At 71.4% G+C, this 20,644-nt stretch carries 26 protein-coding genes; 15 read left to right on the plus strand and 11 right to left on the minus strand.

The genetic code is table 11. The features are described from left to right. The first annotated feature begins 19 nt into the window (after positions 1-19). From NBY69_RS10095 to NBY69_RS10105, 3 genes are read left to right on the plus strand one after another with little or no spacing between them, the layout of a single operon-like run. Entirely contained in the window at positions 20-868 is an 849-nt protein-coding gene (locus NBY69_RS10095; RefSeq protein WP_250300421.1) for a CoA transferase subunit A, read from the plus strand. Further along, positions 865-1,650, plus strand: a complete 786-nt coding sequence (locus NBY69_RS10100; RefSeq protein WP_250300141.1) for a CoA-transferase subunit beta — start codon at positions 865-867, stop codon at positions 1,648-1,650. The genes NBY69_RS10095 and NBY69_RS10100 overlap by 4 nt, the downstream gene beginning before the upstream one ends. Positions 1,651-1,667: 17 nt before the next feature. After that, positions 1,668-2,741 carry a nitronate monooxygenase family protein gene (locus tag NBY69_RS10105; protein ID WP_250300423.1) on the plus strand — a complete coding sequence of 358 codons (1,074 nt, stop codon included), beginning with the start codon at positions 1,668-1,670 and terminating at the stop codon, positions 2,739-2,741. A gap of 102 nt (positions 2,742-2,843) precedes the next feature. On the opposite strand, the gene NBY69_RS10110 is transcribed toward NBY69_RS10105, so the two are convergent. The 3 genes from NBY69_RS10110 to NBY69_RS10120 form a co-directional block, all read right to left on the minus strand. Next, a complete protein-coding gene (locus NBY69_RS10110; protein ID WP_250300143.1) occupies positions 2,844-4,001 on the minus strand; it encodes an acetyl-CoA C-acetyltransferase in 1,158 nt (385 codons plus the stop codon). A gap of 83 nt (positions 4,002-4,084) precedes the next feature. After that, on the minus strand, positions 4,085-4,684 hold the full coding sequence (locus tag NBY69_RS10115) for a TetR/AcrR family transcriptional regulator (RefSeq protein ID WP_250300424.1): 600 nt from the start codon (positions 4,682-4,684) through the stop codon (positions 4,085-4,087). A gap of 48 nt (positions 4,685-4,732) precedes the next feature. After that, complete coding sequence (locus NBY69_RS10120) at positions 4,733-5,518, minus strand: SDR family oxidoreductase (protein ID WP_250300145.1); 786 nt, start codon at positions 5,516-5,518, stop codon at positions 4,733-4,735. Between the two features lie 129 nt (positions 5,519-5,647). Here NBY69_RS10120 and NBY69_RS10125 point away from each other — a divergent pair, with 129 nt between their 5' ends. From NBY69_RS10125 to NBY69_RS10140, 4 genes are all read left to right on the plus strand, one after another. Then, entirely contained in the window at positions 5,648-6,499 is an 852-nt protein-coding gene (locus NBY69_RS10125; RefSeq protein WP_250300147.1) for an enoyl-CoA hydratase, read from the plus strand. Next, the gene (locus tag NBY69_RS10130; protein WP_250300149.1) at positions 6,499-7,671 is read left to right on the plus strand and encodes an acyl-CoA dehydrogenase family protein; all 1,173 of its coding nucleotides are present in this window, start codon (positions 6,499-6,501) and stop codon (positions 7,669-7,671) included. Before NBY69_RS10125 ends, NBY69_RS10130 begins: the two co-directional genes overlap by 1 nt. Continuing rightward, positions 7,668-8,741, plus strand: coding sequence for an acyl-CoA dehydrogenase family protein (locus tag NBY69_RS10135; protein WP_250300151.1), 1,074 nt, complete (start codon positions 7,668-7,670; stop codon positions 8,739-8,741). The genes NBY69_RS10130 and NBY69_RS10135 overlap by 4 nt, the downstream gene beginning before the upstream one ends. 157 nt (positions 8,742-8,898) lie before the next feature. Then, positions 8,899-10,047 (plus strand): PP2C family protein-serine/threonine phosphatase, encoded by a 1,149-nt coding sequence (locus tag NBY69_RS10140; protein ID WP_250300153.1) that lies wholly within the window; start codon positions 8,899-8,901, stop codon positions 10,045-10,047. A 169-nt stretch (positions 10,048-10,216) separates the two neighbouring features. On the opposite strand, the gene NBY69_RS10145 is transcribed toward NBY69_RS10140, so the two are convergent. Continuing rightward, positions 10,217-10,714: a peptidylprolyl isomerase gene (locus NBY69_RS10145; protein WP_250300155.1), complete on the minus strand. Its 498-nt coding sequence runs from the start codon at positions 10,712-10,714 to the stop codon at positions 10,217-10,219. A gap of 23 nt (positions 10,715-10,737) precedes the next feature. After that, the gene (locus tag NBY69_RS10150; RefSeq protein WP_250300156.1) at positions 10,738-11,130 is read right to left on the minus strand and encodes a hypothetical protein; all 393 of its coding nucleotides are present in this window, start codon (positions 11,128-11,130) and stop codon (positions 10,738-10,740) included. A gap of 19 nt (positions 11,131-11,149) precedes the next feature. On the opposite strand from NBY69_RS10150, the gene NBY69_RS37320 reads away from it, so the two are divergent. The 3 genes from NBY69_RS37320 (at position 11,150) to NBY69_RS10160 (ending at position 12,841) form a co-directional block, all read left to right on the plus strand. Further along, positions 11,150-11,272, plus strand: a complete 123-nt coding sequence (locus NBY69_RS37320) for a hypothetical protein (RefSeq protein WP_266644466.1) — start codon at positions 11,150-11,152, stop codon at positions 11,270-11,272. Positions 11,273-11,589: 317 nt separating this feature from the next. Then, entirely contained in the window at positions 11,590-12,375 is a 786-nt protein-coding gene (locus tag NBY69_RS10155; RefSeq protein ID WP_250300157.1) for an SAM-dependent methyltransferase, read from the plus strand. A gap of 136 nt (positions 12,376-12,511) precedes the next feature. Beyond that, positions 12,512-12,841, plus strand: a complete 330-nt coding sequence (locus NBY69_RS10160) for a DUF6343 family protein (RefSeq protein ID WP_250300159.1) — start codon at positions 12,512-12,514, stop codon at positions 12,839-12,841. On the opposite strand, the gene NBY69_RS10165 is transcribed toward NBY69_RS10160, so the two are convergent. After that, positions 12,832-13,026: a hypothetical protein gene (locus NBY69_RS10165; RefSeq protein WP_250300162.1), complete on the minus strand. Its 195-nt coding sequence runs from the start codon at positions 13,024-13,026 to the stop codon at positions 12,832-12,834. The genes NBY69_RS10160 and NBY69_RS10165 overlap by 10 nt on opposite strands. 237 nt (positions 13,027-13,263) lie before the next feature. Here NBY69_RS10165 and NBY69_RS10170 point away from each other — a divergent pair, with 237 nt between their 5' ends. Beyond that, positions 13,264-13,524 carry a DUF6213 family protein gene (locus tag NBY69_RS10170; protein ID WP_250300163.1) on the plus strand — a complete coding sequence of 87 codons (261 nt, stop codon included), beginning with the start codon at positions 13,264-13,266 and terminating at the stop codon, positions 13,522-13,524. A 54-nt stretch (positions 13,525-13,578) separates the two neighbouring features. On the opposite strand, the gene NBY69_RS10175 is transcribed toward NBY69_RS10170, so the two are convergent. Beyond that, the gene (locus NBY69_RS10175; protein ID WP_374211251.1) at positions 13,579-14,403 is read right to left on the minus strand and encodes an endonuclease I family protein; all 825 of its coding nucleotides are present in this window, start codon (positions 14,401-14,403) and stop codon (positions 13,579-13,581) included. 251 nt (positions 14,404-14,654) lie between these two features. On the opposite strand from NBY69_RS10175, the gene NBY69_RS10180 reads away from it, so the two are divergent. Beyond that, positions 14,655-15,110, plus strand: coding sequence for a DUF5990 family protein (locus NBY69_RS10180; RefSeq protein WP_250300166.1), 456 nt, complete (start codon positions 14,655-14,657; stop codon positions 15,108-15,110). Between the two features lie 36 nt (positions 15,111-15,146). Here the strand turns inward: NBY69_RS10180 and NBY69_RS10185 are convergent, their stop codons facing one another. Continuing rightward, positions 15,147-15,866, minus strand: a complete 720-nt coding sequence (locus NBY69_RS10185) for a ribonuclease H (protein ID WP_250300167.1) — start codon at positions 15,864-15,866, stop codon at positions 15,147-15,149. 255 nt (positions 15,867-16,121) lie between these two features. Here NBY69_RS10185 and NBY69_RS10190 point away from each other — a divergent pair, with 255 nt between their 5' ends. Together NBY69_RS10190 and NBY69_RS10195 are read left to right on the plus strand one after the other, a co-directional pair. Beyond that, positions 16,122-16,607: a cation:proton antiporter regulatory subunit gene (locus NBY69_RS10190; protein WP_250300169.1), complete on the plus strand. Its 486-nt coding sequence runs from the start codon at positions 16,122-16,124 to the stop codon at positions 16,605-16,607. Positions 16,608-16,613: 6 nt separating this feature from the next. Continuing rightward, entirely contained in the window at positions 16,614-17,855 is a 1,242-nt protein-coding gene (locus tag NBY69_RS10195; RefSeq protein WP_250300170.1) for a cation:proton antiporter, read from the plus strand. A gap of 82 nt (positions 17,856-17,937) precedes the next feature. Here the strand turns inward: NBY69_RS10195 and NBY69_RS10200 are convergent, their stop codons facing one another. Together NBY69_RS10200 and NBY69_RS10205 are read right to left on the minus strand one after the other, a co-directional pair. After that, positions 17,938-18,627 (minus strand): adenosylcobinamide amidohydrolase, encoded by a 690-nt coding sequence (locus NBY69_RS10200; protein WP_374211252.1) that lies wholly within the window; start codon positions 18,625-18,627, stop codon positions 17,938-17,940. Between the two features lie 49 nt (positions 18,628-18,676). Further along, positions 18,677-18,997: a hypothetical protein gene (locus NBY69_RS10205; protein ID WP_250300172.1), complete on the minus strand. Its 321-nt coding sequence runs from the start codon at positions 18,995-18,997 to the stop codon at positions 18,677-18,679. A 153-nt stretch (positions 18,998-19,150) separates the two neighbouring features. Between NBY69_RS10205 and NBY69_RS10210 the strand changes: the two genes are divergently transcribed. Further along, positions 19,151-19,828: a transcriptional regulator gene (locus tag NBY69_RS10210; RefSeq protein WP_250300175.1), complete on the plus strand. Its 678-nt coding sequence runs from the start codon at positions 19,151-19,153 to the stop codon at positions 19,826-19,828. Positions 19,829-19,868: 40 nt separating this feature from the next. Here NBY69_RS10210 and NBY69_RS10215 read toward each other — a convergent pair whose 3' ends face one another. Then, positions 19,869-20,624, minus strand: coding sequence for a type 1 glutamine amidotransferase (locus NBY69_RS10215; protein WP_250300177.1), 756 nt, complete (start codon positions 20,622-20,624; stop codon positions 19,869-19,871). Between the last annotated feature and the right edge of the window lie 20 nt (positions 20,625-20,644).

The following is a 20,644-nucleotide window of genomic DNA, read 5'->3' on the forward strand; positions in this document are numbered from 1 at the left end:
TGAGAGGACCGGCAAGGTCATGTCCGCGGAGGACGTCGTCGGACGGCTGCGCAGCGGTATGACGCTGGGCATCGGCGGCTGGGGTTCCCGGCGCAAGCCCATGGCGCTCGTCCGCGCCCTGCTGCGGTCGGACGTCACCGATCTGACCGTCATCTCCTACGGCGGCCCCGACGTGGGCCTGCTGGCCGCCGCCGGAAAGATCCGCAAGCTGGTCGCCGCCTTCGCCACGCTCGACTCCATCCCGCTGGAGCCGCACTTCCGGGCGGCCCGCCAGCGCGGTGACTTCGAGCTGACGGAACTGGACGAGGCGATGTTCATGTGGGGGCTGACCGCCGCTGCCCACCGACTGCCGTTCATGCCGATCCGGGCCGGTCTCGGATCGGACGTGATGACGGTCAACCCGGAGCTGCGGACGGTCACTTCACCGTACGCGGACGGTGAGGAGCTGGTGGCCGTACCGGCGCTGCGGATGGACGCGGCCCTCGTCCACGTCAACCGCGCGGACGCCCGCGGCAACGGCCAGTACCTGGGCCCCGACCCGTACTTCGACGACCTCTTCTGCGAAGCGGCCACCGACGCCTACGTCTCCTGCGAACGGATCGTGCCGAGCTCGGAGTTCGCCGCCGCCGGCCCTCCGCAGACCCTGCTCGTGGGGCGCCACTCGGTCACCGGGGTCGTCGAGACCCCGAACGGCGCGCACTTCACCTCGTGCATCCCCGACTACGGGCGCGACGAGGCGTTCCAGACGGCGTACGCCAAGGCAGCCGCGGACCCGGACGCCTGGCGCGAGTTCACCGACCGCTTCCTGTCCGGGGACGAGGACACCTACCAGGCCGCGGTCGCGGCCTTCGCCAAGGAGGGCGCATGAGTACGCAGGAGACCGCTCAGGGCGCGGAGACCGGCGTCACCCGCGCCGAGTACTGCGTCATCGCCTGCGCCGAGGCGTGGCGGGGTGACGGCGAGGTGCTGGCCAGCCCGATGGGCACCGTGCCGTCGGTCGGCGCCCGGCTCGCCAAGCTGACCTTCTCGCCCGATCTGCTGCTCACCGACGGTGAGGCCCTGGTGATCGGTGATGTACCGGCGATCGGCGCGCAGCCGGAGACCGTCGAGGGATGGCTGCCCTACCGCAGGCATCTGGCCATGGTCGCCGGCGGCAAGCGGCACGTCATGATGGGCGCCAGCCAGCTGGACCGGCACGGCAACCAGAACATCAGCTGCATCGGCGACTGGAAGCAGCCGGCCCGCCAGCTGCTGGGCGTGCGCGGCGCGCCGGTCAACACCATCAACAACCCGACGAGTTACTGGATCCCCCGGCATTCTCCCCGGGTGTTCGTCGAGAAGGTCGACATGGTCAGCGGCGTCGGGCACGACCGCGCCGCCGCGGCCGGTCCGTCCGCGACCCGGTTCCACCAGCTCCGCCGGGTCGTCACGGACCTGGCGGTGCTGGACTTCGAGACCCCCGGACGGACCCTGCGCGTCAGGTCCCTGCACCCGGGGGTGAGCGCCGCGCAGGTGCGGGAGGCCACCGGCTTCGAGCTCCCGGTCCCGGACGACGTCCCCCGTACCCGCGAGCCGAGCGCGGAGGAGCTCCGGCTGATCCGTACGGTCATCGACCCGCGGGGCCTGCGCAACCGCGAGGTGCGGACGTGAGCGGGAGCGGATTCACGCTGTCCACCCGGCTCACCGAGCTGGTCGGCGTCCGCCATCCGATCGTCCAGACGGGCATGGGGTGGGTGGCGGGCCCCCGGCTGGTGTCGGCGACGGCCGATGCGGGGGCGCTGGGCATCCTCGCCTCCGCGACCATGACCCTGGAGCAGCTGCGCTCCGCGGTACGCGAGGTGAAGTCCCGGACCGACCGTCCTTTCGGCGTCAACCTCCGGGCGGACGCGGGCGATGCGGCGGAGCGGGTGGGCGTCATCATCGACGAGGGTGTGCGGGTCGCGTCCTTCGCGCTGGCGCCGTCCGAGGCGCTGATCGGGCGGCTGAAGGACGCGGGTGTCGTCGTGATCCCGTCGATCGGCGCGCGCCGCCATGCGGAGAAGGTCGCGGCGTGGGGCGCCGACGCGGTCATCGTGCAGGGCGGCGAGGGCGGCGGGCACACCGGCGAGGTGGCCACCACCGTGCTGCTGCCGCAGGTCGTCGACGCGGTCGGGATTCCGGTGATCGCCGCGGGCGGCTTCCGGGACGGGCGGGGTCTCGTCGCTGCGCTGGCGCACGGGGCGGCGGGGGTCGCCATGGGCACCCGCTTCCTGCTCACCTCGGACAGCACGGTGCCGGACGCCGTGAAGGCGGAGTACCTCGCGGCGGGCGTCAAGGACATCACCGTCACCACCAAGGTCGACGGCCTTCCGCACCGGATGCTGCGGACACCCCTGGTCGCGGCGCTGGAGCGCTCGGGCCGCCCGGCCGCGCTGGTGCGGGCGCTGCGGCACGCCGCCGGCTTCAAGGCGCACTCCGGGCTGAGCTGGGCCGGAATGGTCCGTGACGGCCTCGCCATGAAGCACGGCAAGGATCTGACGTGGAGTCAGGTACTGCTGGCGGCCAACACCCCGATGATGCTGAAGGCCTCGATGGTGGACGGCCGCCCGGATCTGGGGGTGATGGCCTCGGGCCAGGTCGCCGGCCTGATCGACGACCTGCCCTCCTGCGCCGAACTCGTCGACCGGATCATGGCCGAGGCCCAGGACACGCTGAGCTCCCTCGCCGCGCTGGGCGCGCCCTCGGCGTCCCGGGCAGGCTGAGCCCCCTCCGGGCGAACCGCCCGCGCCCTTCCCGGTACCGTCGAGTGCCGGGAAGGGCGCGGGCGTTGGTGTGCATCAGGTCCTGTCCGGCGGCCTGCGCCGTCAGAGGCGTTCGATGATGGTGACGTTGGCCTGACCGCCGCCCTCGCACATCGTCTGCAGCCCGTACCGGCCGCCGGTGCGCTCCAGTTCGTGCAGCAGGGTCGTCATCAGTTTGGTGCCGGTCGCGCCCAGCGGGTGGCCGAGCGCGATGGCGCCGCCGTTGACATTGACCTTCTCCGGGTCGGCGCCGGTCTCCTTCAGCCAGGCCAGCGCCACGGAGGCGAAGGCCTCGTTGATCTCGACCAGATCGATGTCGGCGATCGTCAGACCGGTCTTCTTCAGCGCGTGGGCGGTGGCCGCTATGGGCGCGGAGAGCATCCGGATCGGGTCCTCGGCGCGTACGGAGAGATGGTGGATGCGCGCCCGCGGCGTCAGCCCGTGGTCGCGGACGGCCTGTTCGGAGGCGATCAGCATGGCCGAGGCGCCGTCCGAGACCTGCGAGGAGACAGCCGCGGTCAGCCTGCCGCCGTCCACGACGGGCTTGAGCCCGGCCATCTTCTCCAGTGAGGTGTCCCGGCGCGGGCCCTCGTCCACGGTGACGTCCCCGTACGCGACGGTCTCCCGGGCGAAGCGGCCCTCGTCGATGGCGCGCGCGGCGCGCTGGTGCGAGCGGAGCGCGAACTCCTCCATGTCCCGGCGGGAGATGTTCCACTGCTCGGCGATCATCTCGGCGCCGTGGAACTGGTTGACCGGCTGGTCGCCGTAGCGCGCCCGCCACCCGACGGACCCGGCGTACGGGCCTTCGGTGAGCCCGAGCGGCTCGGCCGCCTGCCGGCTGGCGAAGGCGATCGGGATCATCGACATGTTCTGCGTGCCGCCCGCGACGACCAGGTCCTGGGTGCCGGAGAGCACGCCCTGGGCGGCGAAGTGGACGGCCTGCTGGGAGGAGCCGCACTGCCGGTCGACGGTCACACCCGGCACCTCTTCGGGCAGGCCGGCGGCCAGCCAGCAGGTCCGCGCGATGTCACCCGCCTGCGGGCCCACCGTGTCGAGGCAGCCGAACACGACGTCCTCCACGGCGGACGGGTCGATGCCGGTGCGCTCCACGAGCGCACCGAGCACATGCGCGCCGAGGTCGGCCGGGTGAACGGCGCTGAGCCCGCCCTTGCGCCGGCCGACCGGGGTACGTACCGCTTCGACGATGTAGGCCTCAGCCATGACTGCTCCTCCATGCGGAACCTGGTAGGGGTAGGGCCTCCCGTCCGGGCCGGGCTCGCGGGGTCCGGCCCGGACGGAAGACGCTATGTGTCCTGCGGGGGCCCGGAGGCGATGCCGTCCAGCACCATCGCCAGGTACTGGCGGGCGATCTCCTCGGGGCTGTGCTGTCCGCCCGGCCGGTACCAGCTCGCGGCGACCCAGACGGTGTCGCGGACGAAGCGGTAGGTGAGGCGGATGTCGAGATCTGAGCGGAAGGCCCCGTCGGCCACGCCGCGTTCGAGCGTGCCGAGCCATGCCTTCTCGAACTTCTCCTGCGAGTCGGCGAGATAGCCGAAACGGGGCTGGATCGAAAGGTACTTGGACTCCTTCTGGTAGATGGCGACGGCGGCGCGGTGCCGGTCGATCTCCCGGAAGGACTCGGTGACCAGGTCTTCGATGGTCTGCCTGGGGCTCTGCCCGGCGGCGAGGACTGCGTCGTAACGGGCCCACAGCTCGTCCAGGAAGGTGCTCAGGATCTCGTCGAGCATCGACTCCTTGGAGTCGAAGTGGTAGTAGAGGCTGCCGGCCAGGATCCCGGCCTCGTCCGCGATCTTCCGCACCGTGGTGGCGTTGTAGCCCTGCGCGGCGAACACCTCGGCGGCGGTGGACAGCAGCTCCCGGCGCCGCGCGGGCGACGGGCTCATCGTGGTCTTCTTCTTGGCTGTAGGCACACGTCCATTGTCGTTCCCCGCTCAGGCGTGCTGGCTGCTGACCGACACCGTCTCGCCGGTCATGTACGACGAGTAGCCGCTGGCCAGGAAGACGATGACGTTGGCGATCTCCCACGGCTCGGCGTACCGGCCGAAGGCCTCGGCCTCGGTCAGCCGCTCCAGCAGTTCGGGCGTGGTGACCTTCACCAGGTGCGGATGCATGGCGAGGCTCGGCGAGACGGCGTTGACGCGTACGCCGTACTCCGCGGCCTCGACGGCGGCGCACCGCGTCAGCGCCATCACGCCGGCCTTGGCCGCCGCGTAGTGGGCCTGTCCGCGCTGGGCGCGCCAGCCCACCACCGAGGCGTTGTTGACGATGACGCCGCCCGCGCCGGACTGCTTCATCCGGCGCAGCGCGGCGCGGGTGCAGCGGAAGGTGCCGTTCAGGGTGACGTCGATGACCTTGTCCCACTGGGCGTCGGTCATCTCGACCAGGTCCGCGGTGCCGCCGAGACCCGCGTTGTTGACGACGAGGTCGAGCCGCCCGTGTCGTTCCTCCGCGAGGTCGAGGAGGGCGGCGACCTGTTCCTCGTCGGTGACGTCGCAGGGCACCCCGGCGACCCGGTCCGCACCGAACTCCTCGGCCAGCGCCTGCACCGTCTCCGCCAGCCGGCGTGCGTGGCTGTCGCCGAGGACGACGCGGGCCTCCTCCTCCAGGAATCTGCGCGCGGTCGCGCCGCCGATCCCGGCGCCCGCGGCGGCGGTGATCACGGCGGTACGGCCGGCGAGCAGCTGGTGCCCGGGGAGGTACTTCGGGGGCTGGTTCACGGCTGCCCACCTGGGACAGGTCCTGCTGATGCGGTCCGCGGCCGGGCGGGGTTCCCGGTGCCGTATTCCTCGACGCTGCTCATGGCCGTAGGTTAACCTACCAAACACTTGTTAGGGAAGGAGTCGCCGATGACCGCCGATCACCAGCCGTCCGTGGTGCGTTACGAGCGGCAGGGCCCGGTCGCCCTCGTCACCATGAACCGCCCGGACTACCGCAACGCCCAGAACTCCGCGATGACCTACGCCCTCGACCGCGCCTTCTACCGCGCGGCCGACGACAGCGAGGTCAAGGCCGTCGTGCTGGCCGGCGCGGGCGAGCACTTCTCCGCGGGCCACGACATCGGCACGCCGGAGCGCGACGCCCACCTGCCCTTCGACCGCACAGCGGGTCTCTGGTGGGACCACTCGGACAAGACCGGGGCCGAGAGCCGTTTCGCCCGGGAGTCCGAGGTCTACCTGGGCATGTGCCGACGGTGGCGCGAGCTGCCGAAGCCGATGATCGCCTCCGTACAGGGGGCCTGCGTGGCCGGCGGTCTGATGCTCGCCTGGATCTGCGACCTGATCGTCGCCTCCGAGGACGCCTTCTTCGCGGACCCGGTCGTGCGGATGGGCATCCCGGGTGTCGAGTACTTCGCCCACCCGTGGGTGATGCCGCCACGCATCGCGAAGGAGTTCCTCTTCACCGGGGAGCGGATGAGCGCCCGCCGTGCCTACGAGCTCGGCATGGTCAACCGCGTCGTGCCCGGCACCGAACTCACCGCCCGCACCCATGAACTGGCCTCCCGGGTCGCAGAGATGCCGCGGATGGGCCTGGCCCTGGCCAAGCGCGCGGTCAACCAGGCCGAGGACCTCCAGGGCCTGCACACCGGCCTGGACTCGGTCTTCGGTCTCCACCACCTGGCCCACGCGCACAACGCCGAGACCGCGGCCGACTCCCTCGGCGGTATGGACATCGGCGCGATGAAGAAGGCGGGACGCTGATGGACCTCGACTTCACCACCGAGGACGACGCCTTCCGGGCCGAGGCCCGCGACTGGCTCGCCGCGCACGTCCCGGCCCGCCCGCTGCCCTCCCTGGAAACGGCCGAGGGCTTCGCCGCCCACCGCGCCTGGGAACGCACCCTGTCGACGGGCCGCTGGTCGGCGGTCTCCTGGCCCGTGGAGCAGGGCGGCCGGGGCGCGTCGATCCTGCACTGGCTGATCTTCGAGGAGGAGTACTACGCGGCGGGGGCACCGGGCCGCGTCAGCCAGAACGGCATCAACCTCCTCGCCCCCACCCTCTTCGAGCACGGCAGCCCCGAGCAGCGGGCCAGGATCCTGCCCGCGATGGCGAGCGGTGAGGTGATCTGGGCGCAGGCCTGGTCCGAGCCGGAGTCCGGGTCGGACCTGGCGTCGTTGCGTTCCACCGCCGTGCGGGTGGCAGGCGGCTGGCTGCTCAACGGCCAGAAGGCCTGGTCGTCGCGGGCCGCCTTCGCCGACCGCGCCTTCGGGCTCTTCCGCAGCGATCCCGGGGCGGACCGGCCGCACCGGGGCCTCACCTATCTGATGTTCCCGCTCGACGCGAAGGGCGTGACCGTACGACCCGTCGGCCGCCTCGACGGGAAGCCCGCCTTCGCCGAACTCTTCCTCGACGACGTCTTCGTCCCCGACGAGGACGTCATCGGCGAGCCCGGCCGCGGCTGGCAGGTGGCGATGAGCACCGCGGGGAACGAACGCGGTCTGACCCTGCGCAGCCCCGGCCGGTTCACCGCCGCGGCCGAGAAGCTCACCGCCCTCTGGCGGGACGAGGCCGACCCCGCGGACACCGCGCTGCGCGACCGGGTGGCCGACGCCGTGATCCGCTCCCGCGCCTATCGGCTCTTCACCTACGCCAACGCCTCGCGCATCGCCGCGGGCGGCTCCATCGGCGCCGAGTCCAGCCTGAACAAGGTCTTCTGGTCGGAGCTGGACATCAGCCTGCACGAGACGGCGCTCGATCTGCTGGGCCCGCGCGGCGAGCTGTCCGACGAGGCCGGGGAGGCCCCCGCCGACGGCAGTTGGGCCGACGGATACACCTTCTCGCTGGCCGGGCCCATCTACGCGGGCACCAATGAGATCCAGCGCGACATCATCGCCGAGCGGCTGCTGGGCCTGCCGAAAGGACGCCGGTCATGAAGTTCCTGCTGGACGACGAGCAGGCCGAGTTCGGGCGGACCCTGGACCGCATGCTGACGGCCGCCGACACCCCCGCGGCCGTACGCGCCTGGGGCGACGGCGACACCGGCCGGGGGCGCGCCCTGTGGGCCCGGATCGCCGAGGCGGGAGTGTTCGCCCTGGCCGTACCCGAAGCGCAGGACGGCATGGGGCTGCTGCCCGTCGAACTCGCCGTGTCCTTCGTCGAACTGGGGCGGCACGCGGTGCCGGGGCCGCTCGTGGAGAGCGTCGCGGCCGGTGTGCTCCTCGGCGGTCTGGCCGAGCGCGGAGACACCGCCGCGGCAGACGCGTGGTTGCCCCGGATCGCCTCCGGGCAGGCCATGGTGTCCCTGGCGCTGGCGGAGGGCGGGCCGTACGCCCTGGACGCGGACGCGGCCGACGTCACCTTCGTGGTGACCGGCGCCGACGCGCCCGGAACCGCCGAACTGCGAACGACCGCCGGACACGGGCCTGTTCAGCCTTCGCTCGACCCGGCGCGGCGCCTCGCCCGCCCGCTGCCCGGCACCGGTGCGACGCTCGCCATCAGCCCGGCCGTCGAGGCGGCGGCCACGGCCGCCGCCGACTGGGCCGCGTTCGCCACCGCCGCCCAGACGCTGGGGGTCGGCCTCGCCCTGGTCGAGAGGACCGTCGCCTACGCCAAGCAGCGCACCCAGTTCTCCACCACCATCGGCGCCTTCCAGGCCGTCAAGCACCGGCTCGCGGACGCCCTCATCGGCCTGGAGTTCGCCCGTCCGCTGGTGCACGGCGCCGCGGTGGCCCTGTCCGGGAAGTCGGCCGACGCCGGGGCGGAGATCGCCGCCGCGAAGGTGGCGGCGGGCGAAGCGGCGTACGCGGCGGCCCGTACCGCCCTGCAACTGCACGGCGCCATCGGCTACACCGCCGAGTACGACCTGTCGCTGTGGATCCGCAAGGCCCGCGCGCTGCGCTCGGCCTGGGGCACACCGTCCGCCTGCCGGGCCCGGGTGCTCGCCGGTCCGGTCGCCCCCTCTCCGGGAGTCTCCCCCGCGACCGGCCCCGCGCAGGTGCCGTAACCCTCCCTCCGGACACCGGACTTGAGGCGACGAACGACGGGGGCCGGATGCCCGCCGACCGGGACGGCACCGGCCCCCGTCGCCAGCGGACCGGGCGGCTTTCGCGCGCCTTCGTCCCGTTTCGTGCGGGTTCCTGGCATGATCCGACTCTTCGTCGGTGGCCACGGACGGAACCACCCCGGGCAGCAGGGAGCAGCAGGTGAAGGGACTCTCACCCACTTCGGTGAAGGTGCCGTGGGCACTGGCGGCGCTCTCCCTGATCGCTGGAGCACTGCTCGATCTCACCGCGCCCCAGCCCTACATGGGCCTCCCGTTGCTGGCCGCATCGCCGATGATCGCGGGAGCGATGCTGTCGCTCCGCGCGACCGTCGTCTTCGGGGGTCTGGCCTGCGTGGCCTCGGTGACGCTGGACTACCACCACGCCCGTCCACTCTCGGCGAACTTCGTCGATCTGGCGGTCGTCGCGCTCATCGGGGTGCTGGCCGTCCTGGTCAACCGGCTCATGGAACGCCAGGGGCGCGATCTCGCGGTGGCCAGAGACGTCGCCGAGGCCCTGCAACGGGCCGTACTTCCGGATCCTCCGACGCACGCCGGTCACCTGGCAGTGGCCGCGGGGTACACGGCCGCCGAGACAGAGGCCCGGATCGGCGGCGATCTCTTCGCTGTACAGGACACCCCGTTCGGCGTGCGCATGATGATCGGCGACGTACGGGGCAAGGGACTCCAGGCCATCTCGTCGGTCTCGGTCACCGTCGGGGCGTTCCGCCAGGAGGCCGAGCGTGCCTCCAGCCTCGCGGAGCTGGCGCACCAGCTGGACGAGGCGCTGTCCAGGGAGGCGGAGCGCAGCAGCCGGGAGATCGCCGGTGAGGATTTCACCACCGTGGTGCTGGCCGAGGTCTCACCCGACGGCGGCGTGCTGCGGCTGGTGAACCGGGGGCACCCCGCCCCGTACCTGCTCGACGGGGGGCGGCTGCTCCGGCTGGACCCGACCGTCCCGCAACTACCGCTCGGTATGCGGCTGGCGGGCCCGGCGACTCCGGAGGACGACGCGCAGGTCGATGTCCTGCGGCTGCCGCCGACTGCGATGCTCCTGATGATCACCGACGGAGTGACCGAGGCGCGGAACCGCGACGGCGTCTTCTACGACCCGTGCACCTCCCGGCTCGCGGGTCACCGGTTCACGGATCCCGCTTCGCTGATCGACGCGCTGACCGCGGATGTCACACGCTGGACGGGCGGCACCCGCCAGGACGACATGGCCATCCTGGCGATCGCCGGACGGAACGCGGAGGACACGGCCGCCTGACGGAGGCCGGTGGGCCGAAGCCGGAGCGCCGAAGCCGGAGCGCGATGCGGGGGCGCGTGGTGCGCGGCGGGGAAAGGGCGGTGTCTCCGTGACCGCGTGGGCGACAGCGGTCACGGAGACACTTCGGGTGCCCATCGGGATCCCGGTCCTCGCCGGACCGGATCCGGGACTACTTCTCGACGGTCCCGGAAGCCGAGACGGCGATCTTCGAGCTGGTCGCGCCGGAGCGGGAGCCCAGCGCCTCGATCTTCCTGACCAGGTCCTGGCCCTCGACGACCTCGCCGAACACGACGTGCTTGCCGTCCAGCCACGACGTCACCACCGTGGTGATGAAGAACTGGGAGCCGTTGGTGTTGGCCCCGGCGTTCGCCATGGACAGCAGGAACGGACGGTCGTGCTTCAGCGTGAAGTTCTCGTCGGCGAACTTCTCGCCGTAGATGCTCTTGCCGCCCGTGCCGTTGCCCCGGGTGAAGTCGCCACCCTGGAGCATGAAGTCGGGGATCACGCGGTGGAAGGGCGAGCCCGCGTAGCCGAAGCCGTGCTCGCCGGTGGCCAGCTCGCGGAAGTTCTGGGCGGTCTTGGGGACGATGTCGTCGAACAGCTCGAAGACGATCCGTCCGGCGGGCTGCTCATCGATGGTGACGTCGAAGAATACGTTGGTAGACATAGGGACATCCTGTCACGTTCGCCTCAGGGACCCCATCCACCACACGTGCCCGGGTCTCCGACGGGTGTGGTATCCGTACCCCCGTTCACGCCCCGCATCAGTTCGGCCGAGGCGTCACACACCGTCTGGAGCTGCGACGACGAAGGCTGCGCCTCCAACGACCTGGCGAGCGTCGCACCCGTGACGGGCACGGCGGGGGTGTCCTGCTGGCCCTGATGTCCCGCCGCTATCTGCACCGGGCCTCGGCGGGTGTCCCGGTGGTGCTGGCGGGTCTGGCGTTCGCCACGGGCCGGCGGGACGCCGTCGACTCGGGCGATGTCGTGCCGGGCGAACCGGCCGGGTGGATCGTGGGCCGTCTGACGACGTCGCAGTGGTCCGCCGTCGGCCACTGCGTCGCCCGGGGCGGGTCTGGTCATCGCACTGTGGAGCGCCGTCGTGGTCCCGGTGGTCGTCGAGCGGTACGCGCTCGGCCGCCCGGTCGTCGCGCTGTACGAACGGGAACGCCCGGACGATCCGGCGACCACCCGTGTCTGCGTCCCGCGAAAGCGGCAGCTGTGAACCCGCGTGCGGTCCTCGCGGCCGTCCTCGGGGCCGTCGAACACCGGCGCCGTGCCCGGCGGCCGGGACGGGCCGGAACCCGGAGGTCAACGCCGTGCGGCCACGGCCGAGTTGCTGTGGCAGACTTCGCCGACAAGGCGCTGGTCGGTCGGGTTGCGGTGGGATGTGAGTGAGCTGTTCGAGTCTCCGCGGTGGGGGAACGGCGGCGGCAGTGCCCGCCCGGCCGCGGGACCCGGTACGGCAGTCGCTCGCCCGGCACCCCCTCCCCCGGCCTGTTCCCGCCTCTCTCATCCACTCCTCGCGCAACGGAGTCCGTCATGACGGCAGCCACACCCACGCCCCGGATCGACACGAGCAAGCCTCATCCCGCGCGGGTGTACGACTGGCTCCTGGGCGGCAAGGACAACTACCCCGTCGACCAGGAGGTGGGGGAACAACTCCCCACCGAGGCGAAGGATGCCGCCCGGCAGAACCGTGAGTTCATGCACCGCGCCGCCGCCTGGCTGGCGGGCAGTGGCATCGATCAGTTCCTCGACATAGGCACCGGCATCCCGACCCGGCCGAACCTGCACCAGATCGTCCAGCGGACCACCCCTTCGGCCCGGATCGTCTACACGGACAACGACCCCATCGTGCTGCGTCACGCCGAGGCCCTGCTGATCAGCCGGCCGGAGGGCGCCACCGACTACATCCAGGCCGATGTGCGCGAACCGCAGTCGATCATCGACCACGCCAGGGGCTTCCTCGACTTCGACCGGCCGATCGCGCTCTCCCTCATCGCGCTCATGCACTTCGTCCCGGACGACCAGGATCCGTACGGCATCGTCCGCACCCTGGTCGACACCCTGCCGTCCGGCAGTTACCTGGTGATGTCCCATGCCGCGTCCGATCTGTACTCGGAACTGGCGGCGATGGTCACCGCGGAGTACGCGAAGGGCGGCATGCGGCTGGGATTCCGCACCCGTGACGAGGTCGCCCGGTTCTTCGACGGGCTCGACCTGGTCGGGCCGGGACTGGTGACGGCCCCGGAATGGTTCAAGGACGGCTCCGCCCCGCAGCCGGAAGGCAGCGGCATCTACTCCGCCGTCGCCCGGATCCGCTAGGACCTGGCCGGACCGGGCCGCCCCCTCGCGTACGGGGTGGCCCGGTCCGGCAGTGGCGGAGCACACTGGTGGAAGAGGACCGGAAGGCTCCGGCCGCGCCCCTCAACGGGAGAGGCCGCTGCCAGGAAGGGGACTCATGTCTCACCGTGCTGCGCTGGGCGGCCGGAACACCGTTCCGACCCACCACCACCATCCTGTACTCCTCGGCCCGGGACGGGTCCGGACCGGAACCGAGCCGCTGACCGCGTACAGCGCGCTGGGGCTGCGCCTGGTGCTCTCGGTCACCGCGCTTCCCGTATTCGCCGCAGGGGCCGCCGGGTTCTCCCTGTGGGCCGTCTCCGCACCGGCCGGATCGCCCGGCCCGGGGTTCCTGGTGACCCTGGCCGTCATCTGCGGTGTCCTGGCGATCGTGGCGGCGATCGACATCGTCGTCATCCGGCGCCGACGCTCCGAGGGTCAGGGCTGAGCGTCGGCGCCGTCGCCGGACTCGTGCCGCACCGCGCGGATGTAACCCTCCCGGAGACGCTGGTACTCCGCGCTCTCGTGGGTGGAGAGCGCCTGCCCCTGCCGCGTCCTGAGGAACTCACGGACCGCCTCGTTCCACACCGCGGACGGGCGTACGGAATCGGGTTCCACGGGATTCAGGCGCATGGGACGAGATTATGAGGCAGGCACGCGGCCGGAGGGTATCTCCCGGCCCGCCTTTTCCGGCCCGCACACCATATCGGCGGAGATACCCGTGACAGCAGCGGGAACACGGACCCGGTGGGGCCACCGTGCATCGCCCGCACCCGCGGAGGGCATGGACCTCATGTCCCACGCGGGGGCACAAGGTGTCATTAGAGTCGCTTTGCGGAGAATTCCGCAGACACTGGAGGCGGAGAGACTGTGAACCGTGACGTCATGCTTGCCCTGGTCCCTGATGAACAGGGTGTCCTGCACGTGGCAGCGGCCGACGTGAGCCACATGCTGCGGACGCTGGGCGCCGGCTGGCTCCAGGCGGTACGCGACGACGCGTCGAACGCCGACGAGAACACCGTGGCCGCCCTGACCATCGAACTGGCCAAACTCGCCGACCAGATCGACGTCGAATGCATCGCCCACACGTCCAAGGACGGCAACGAGGGCGCGCGAGGTGCGGGCCGGTAACCTCCGCGAGGAGACCGGCCCGCCCCAGCCGTGATCACCGGACGGCGTCCGTGATCACCAGATGGCGTCGACCCATTCGGGGTGGTCGATGAACGGGTTGCGGTTGTGCTGGTAGTCGTTGTAGATCACGTCGTTGCGGTTCTTCTCGAAGGCGTCCGGCGGGTCCTGGTCGCTCCACTGCTTCAGTACGCTGATGCGTCCGATGGCGGGCGCAGAGCCGTTGTTCACCTTGTCGTTGGGCTCCAGGTCGGGGAAGCCGTCACCGCCGTCGTACCGCACCGCCATGTAGAGGATCATGCGTGCGACATCGCCCTTGACCGCGTCCCTCGGCTCGAAGGAGTCGGAATCGGTGTAGTTGCCGGGAGCACCGGCGACCGCCGTGCCGCCGTTGTCGAAGTCCTTGTTCCCCCGGATGCCGTTCACCGCGACATCCGCGGGCCGCAGATGGTGCAGGTCGGTACCCGGGCCGGTGGCGGTGCCGAAGTCGCCGTGCGACTTGGCCCAGACGTGCTCCCGGTTCCAGTCGCCCGTGCTGCCGCCCTGGCTGGTCTTGGGTATGGACCGGCCGGTGTACAGCTCGATCACGTCGGACGCGTTGGCGGGATCCTGGTCCGTGTGGTCCAGGGCGTCCCAGACCTGGGCGTAGGTGACCTTCGACTGCACGCTGATGATGGTGTGCAGCGCGCTCTTGAGCGCCGGGCCGGTCTTGCCCTCGGCGCCCGCGTAGTACGAGTCGTCCAGCACCGTGGAGGCGGCTGCCGCCGGGGTGGCACGCGCCGGGGTCGCGGCCGGCGTGGGGGGTGCGGCGCTCAGGACCGCGGCCGCCGCGAAGGCGGTCGCGGTGGCGGTGATCCATCTCGTCGTCATAAGACGGGACATGTGGGGTGTCCTCTCCAACTGCCGCGCTGTAGCGCGCTGTTGACGTCGGTTGCGGTTCCCGGGACATTGCCACAGCCGTCGATCCGGCGGGTGAAGAACGCGGAACAAGCATGTGCCGATCTCCCCACGGGACCGGGGCCGGGCCGGGCCGCACCGAAGGGCCGGACGCCACGGATGCTCTACTGGGAGTTGGGGCAACTGATGCCATCGGGCCGATCCCGGCCCCTCGGTCCGGGAGAACAGGGCACGCAATGAAGATCTGCATCGAGGCGACCGCCCTCCCGGGCCGCACCAGCGCCGCCTTCGCCGACGCCGTGGACATCCAGGTGGGAGTTCAGGCCAAGGACCGGCCGCAGGACGTAGTGGAACTGCACGCGGGTGACAGCCCGTCCGCCTCGTGGACCCTGGACTGCACGACGACCGTCACCCCGGATTCCATCACCCTCGCCGGTCCGTACATCCAGCACCGCTTCGGCGGGCGGTTCATCTATCTGTCCTGGACCACCACGGACGGGACCGGTACCGCCACCATGTTCCGCCGGGCCAAACTGATGCTCGACGCGGTCCCGACCGAGGTGCTGGACGCCGCGGTCCTGGCCGGTCGGCTCACCGCGGAACTGCGCCTCACGGACGCCGCGGGGGCGCCGCTCTGCGGTTCCGTCCGGCCCCCGCTGATCATCTGGTCGGCCGGACCGAACACCCCGTGAAGGCCTGACCAGGGAGTAGGGCCCACACAGGAGGCGCTACGCCTCGGCGCCGCTCGCCGTACGGCACTCCGGATGACCCCAGCCGTCCGTGTTCTTGGCGATGGACTCGCCCGTGGCGTACGAGCGACCGCACCGGCAGCGGCCGGGGAACTTGGCCTGGAGCGTACGCGTCGACGTGCGCTGCCGCGGCGCTGCCGACTTCGCCGCCCCACCGGAGGAGCGACGGGACGCGCCGCCCGTCCGTACGGTGTCGGGTGAGGCCGGCGGCTCGGGAGAACCCTGATCGCTGCCCGCGGGCTGCTGCACGATCGCCGTCCGACTGGCGGCCCGGTCGGCGAAGTCGTTGAGCGGATCGCCGTTCACCTGGTGCGCGGGCACGTAGCGGAACTCGACGGAGCGCCCCGTGAGCAGCGTGTCGATGCGGACGACGAGTTCCTGGTTGGCGACCGGCTTGCCGGAAGAGGTCTTCCAGCCCTTGCGCTTCCAGCCGGGCAGCCAGGTCGTGACCGCTTTCATCGCGTACTGGGAGTCCATCCGGATCTCCATCGGAACCGTCGGATCGACAGCCGCCAACAGCCGCTCCAGGGCTGTCAGTTCGGCGACGTTGTTGGTCGCGGTGCCCAGCGGACCCGCCTCCCAGCGGACGGGCGTCCCCGCACTGTCGGCAATGACCCAGGCCCAGCCCGCGGGCCCCGGATTTCCTTTCGACGCCCCGTCACACGCGGCGATAACGCGTTCAGTCATGCCCTCGATCATTCCAGTACCGGCGGCAGGTCCGCGCCACACCCCCCATATCGTCCGAATCTACGCACACAATCCGCCTTGTTTACCATTACTTGACCTGCGCTAGAGTATTCGCAGGGCCAAGGGCCGTTCCTGCGAACCGGCCGAAGGCTCGTGTGATCCGGAGGGCGCCGGCCGGGACAGCGTCCACGCCGCACCCCCGGGCCCGCCGACCATTCCCGCACCTGTGCCCGCACACCGCCCCTGCATGCCCGTATGGAGCCTCCTATGGAACCCGCCGCGCACGTCCGGAAGACCAGCCTGCCGGGAGTCGGCACCCGGTACGACCTCAACACCGAGGCCGGACAGCACATTTCGGTCGTGGTGCACCAGGACGGACGCCGCATCGTCGCCTTCCACGACCCCGAGGACGACGACAACTGCCGCAACGCGACCCCGCTGGCCTCGCACGAAGCGACCGCGCTGTCCAGGCTGCTCACCCCGGACCCGGTGGCCCATCTCCGGGAGTACCTGGAGATCGATCTGGTGACCGAGCACGTCCTGATCACCAAGAGGTCGCCGTACGCGGGCCGCACCCTCGGCGCCACTCAGGCGCGTACCAGGACCGGTGCCTCCGTCGTCGCCGTGCTGCGACGCACCGCAGCGTTCCCCTCGCCCGCCCCGGACTTCCGCTTCGCCAGCGGCGACACCCTCGTTGTCGTCGGCACCCGCGAGGGCGTGGACGCCGTCGCCGAACTGATCACCGGAGGATAGACGCCTGTGCACAACACGTCCGCGCTGCTCATCGAACTCGGGGCGGTCATCCTCGCCCTCGGCCTCCTCGGCCGCTTCGCAGGGCGCATCGGGTTCTCACCGATCCCCCTGTATCTGCTGGCCGGTCTCGCCTTCGGCCACGGCGGACTCATCCCCCTGGACGCCAGTGAGGAATTCACCGCCACCGGCGCCGAAATAGGCGTCATCCTGCTGCTGCTCCTGCTGGGACTCGAGTACAGCGCATCGGAACTCGTCACCAACCTCAAGACCCAGTACCCGTCCGGCATCGTCGACTTCGTACTCAACGCGACTCCCGGCGCCGCCGCCGCGCTCCTGCTCGGCTGGGGACCGGTCGCGGCCGTCGCCCTCGCCGGGGTCACCTGGATCTCCTCCTCCGGCGTCATCGCCAAAGTCCTGGGAGACCTCGGCCGCCTCGGCAACCGCGAGACGCCCGTCATCCTGGGTGTCCTGGTCATCGAAGACCTCGCCATGGCCGTCTACCTGCCACTGCTGACCGCGATGCTCGCCGGGCTGAGCCTGGCCGGGGGAAGTCTCACCCTGCTGATCTCGCTGGGCACCGTCGGCGCCGTTCTCTATGTGGCCCTGCGCCACGGCCGGTTCATCAGCCGGGCTGTCTCCTCCGACAACCCCGAGATGCTGCTCCTCGTCGTCCTCGGACTGACCCTGTTCGTCGCGGGTATCGCCCAGCAACTGCAGGTTTCCGCCGCGGTGGGTGCGTTCCTCGTCGGTATCGCGCTCTCCGGTGAAGTCGCCGAAGGCGCCCACAACCTGCTCACCCCGCTGCGCGACCTGTTCGCCGCGGTCTTCTTCGTCTTCTTCGGCCTGAGCACCAACCCCGCCGACATCCCGCCCGTCCTGCTGCCCGCACTGCTGCTCGCGGTCGTGACGGTCCTCACGAAGATCGGCACCGGCTGGTACGCGGCCCGGCGGGCCGGAATCAGAACAGCGGGACGCTGGCGCGCGGGCGGCACGCTGGTCGCCCGCGGCGAGTTCTCCATCGTGATCGCGGGCCTCGCGGTCGGCGTCGAGCCCCGCATCGGGCCGCTGGCGACCGCGTACGTACTCATCCTGGTCATCGTCGGCCCGCTCACCGCACGCTGGACCGAGCCGCTGGCCCGTCGCCTCTCCGGTCGCCTCGCCGGGAGCAGGACCGCGCCCGCCGCACCTGCCGCGCCGCAGCCGGCCGACACCACCGGCACTGCCGACACCGCCGGAACGCGCGGCTGAGCGCCGGCGTCGCGCACCGGGCGTACGGGCCGGGGCGCCTCGTTACCACCTCGCTCAGCTCGCCTCGTTCAGCTCGCCTCGTTCACCTCGCCGCGTCGGACGGCAGGCAGGCGAGGTAGGTGGCGCGGTGCACGGCGCGGGCCATCCGGGCGCCCCACCGCGACCGGGGTCCCGCGAAGGACTCCACGGCACCGGGCGGGCCGAGCGACGGATCCCGGGCCGCGACGCACACGGCGTCGGTGGGCGTTCCCGAGGCGTCGACGCCCGCGTCACGCAGCGCCTGGACCTTGGCCTCGGTGGCGGTGGCGACCGCGTTCACCAGCGCCGCATCCGTCAGCGGCACCGGAACGGCCACAATGATGTTGATCGTCCCCGCGGGCAGGGGCGCCGCGCTGCCGATGCCCGGGGCGGCGGCCCAGCCGTGCACCCCGATGCCCGCGGTGACCAGGGCCTGCGCCTCCCCGTCCACGGCTGAACGGGCGTTCCGTACGGAAGCAGCGGTCATCAGGCCGACTCCGGGGCCCGTGGCGCCGGCCTGCGCGGCGAGTTCGGACAGGTGGCGTTCGCTGTCCGTCCGTGCGTAGCCTGGACGGACCTGGGCGTTGAGCACCCAGTGCCGCTCACCCAGACCACCACCCAGCACGGCGCTGGAGATCATGCGATTGCCGGGGCCCGGCGTCCAGAGGAGCAGCGGCCAGGACCCACCCTCTTCTTCGCGGTCCAGCACCCGTACGTCATCGAGGGAACGCGGCCCCGCAGCTCTCGTCAGCACCCCGTACCCTAACGCGCGACAACCGCGCGCCGGGATGCGGGCTGCGGCCCTAACCCTCGGGGCGGTCCGTGGCTGATTCTTCCGTGGCCAGGCTCTGCGCGGCGAGAGCGGTGGCACCTCCGCCGGCCTGAATCGCCTCGACCACCATCTGGTGCAGTTCGCGGCTGAGCGCTTCGGAGCCACAGGGCACAGGACTGCCGGTGAGCGTGAACCAGTCCGAGGAGCCGCTGTACTGCACGGCGAACTGCACCTGATCGTCCGACCACGTGGTGTGCACCGTGACGTCGCCGGTCAGCACGCCGATCTCCTCCGTACGGACCCCGCCGGGTCCTGCGAAGATTCCGCTGGTTGTCCACGATGCCCAGGTCATGGCGGGTCGCCTTTCAGCCTTTCGAGCGCATTTCGATTATGGCACCGCAGCTCGTGACATGCACGGCAGCTACCGGACGACCTGGCACTTGTCCGGCCGGCCGGTAGCGTGGTGTGAACCGGTGACTGCGTACGCGAACGAAGGGGCACGGAGATGGGGCGTACCGCACAGGACCTGCTCAGGGCCGGCAAGGCCGAACTGGCACCGGCCGCAGCGGCCAACCCCCTCGTTCCGCTGATCGCGGCGGGTACGGCCCGCCTCGGCGCGCTCCGTGCGCTCGCTCTGGAGCAGCGGCACATCATCGCGAGCGACCGCAGCTCCTTCCACCACCTCGCCGTGCGGTGCACGGAGCGCCGGGAGAGCGCCGCCGCGGCCTTCTTCACGAGTCTCGAAGAGGGTGAGGAAGCCGCTCTGGAGCAGTTGGCCGCACTGATCGCCGCGTGCGGACTCGACGAGGCCGACGTCACCGGGTACGAGCCGACGGCCGGCTGCCAGGCCTACCCGTCGTACGTGGCCAGGCTGGCCCTCACCGGCAGACCGGCCGAGGCCGCCCTCGCGCTCACCGCCAACTTCGCTGCCTGGGGCGGCTACTGCGCCACGATCGCGCAGGGCCTGCGCACCCATTACGGCTTCGACGACAAGGCCTGCGGATTCTTCGACTTCTTCGCACAACCGGCCCCCGGTCTCGACGCACAGGCAACGGCCGCGGTACAGGCAGGACTTGACGCCGGACCAGGCAGCACCTTCGACATCACGGTCGCCCGCAGGCACGGACGGCTGCTGCAGAGTTACGAGTCGATGTTCTGGGACTCCCTGGCCCGGCTCGCCTGACTCTCCTGACCTCGGACAGAGGGTTCCCCGTCGCAGCGGGTCAGGTCGCGACGGGCACACCCGTGGACGGACTCGCTCCGGCGGCGACCAGACCGGCGAAGCGGCGGGTGAACTCGCCCCAGACGTCGGCGGACAACGGCGCGTCCGCCTCCGCCGCGGCGATCAGTGTGGGTGGATCGAATCCGAGGGCGCGGAGCCCCTGCTCGTCCCACGCCGCGATGTGCGCGGCTTCTGCCTCCGGGTGGAACTGCACACCCCAGGCCCGGTCGCCGACCCGGAACGCCTGGTGGGGGCAGGCGTCGCTCTCCGCGAGCCAGGTGCTGCCCGGTGGCAGCCCGGTGATGGTGTCCACATGACGTTCGATGGCCGGAACCACGCCCGGCAGCCCCTGGAACAGGGGATCGCCGGCCGCTTCGGCGCGCAGCCGGATCGGCGTACTGCCGCATTCCGGGGTCCCCGTCCCGCCCTGGACCGTGCCTCCGGCCACCTGGGCGAGGAGCTGTCCGCCCAGGCAGATTCCCAGCATCGGGATGCCTGCGTCGAGAGCTTCGCGCACCAGGGCGCGGGTTCCCGGGAGCCAGGGTGCGCGTTGGTCGTCGTCGGGAAGATAGCCGCCGCCGAGTACGACCAGGGCACGGCGCCCGAGCCGTTCGGGGAGCGGGTCGCCGTTCCAGGGGTGCACGACATCCAGGTACAACCCGGCGTCCCGCAGCCAGGATCCGACCCGGCGGGGGCCGCCGTCCGGAGTGTTCTGCACCACGAGGACCCGGGGCGCGGATACCTGTCGTTCGCTCATCCCGCCATTCGACCACGCGG

The organism is Streptomyces sp. A 4/2, from assembly GCF_940670765.1.
GTDB lineage: Bacteria > Actinomycetota > Actinomycetes > Streptomycetales > Streptomycetaceae > Streptomyces.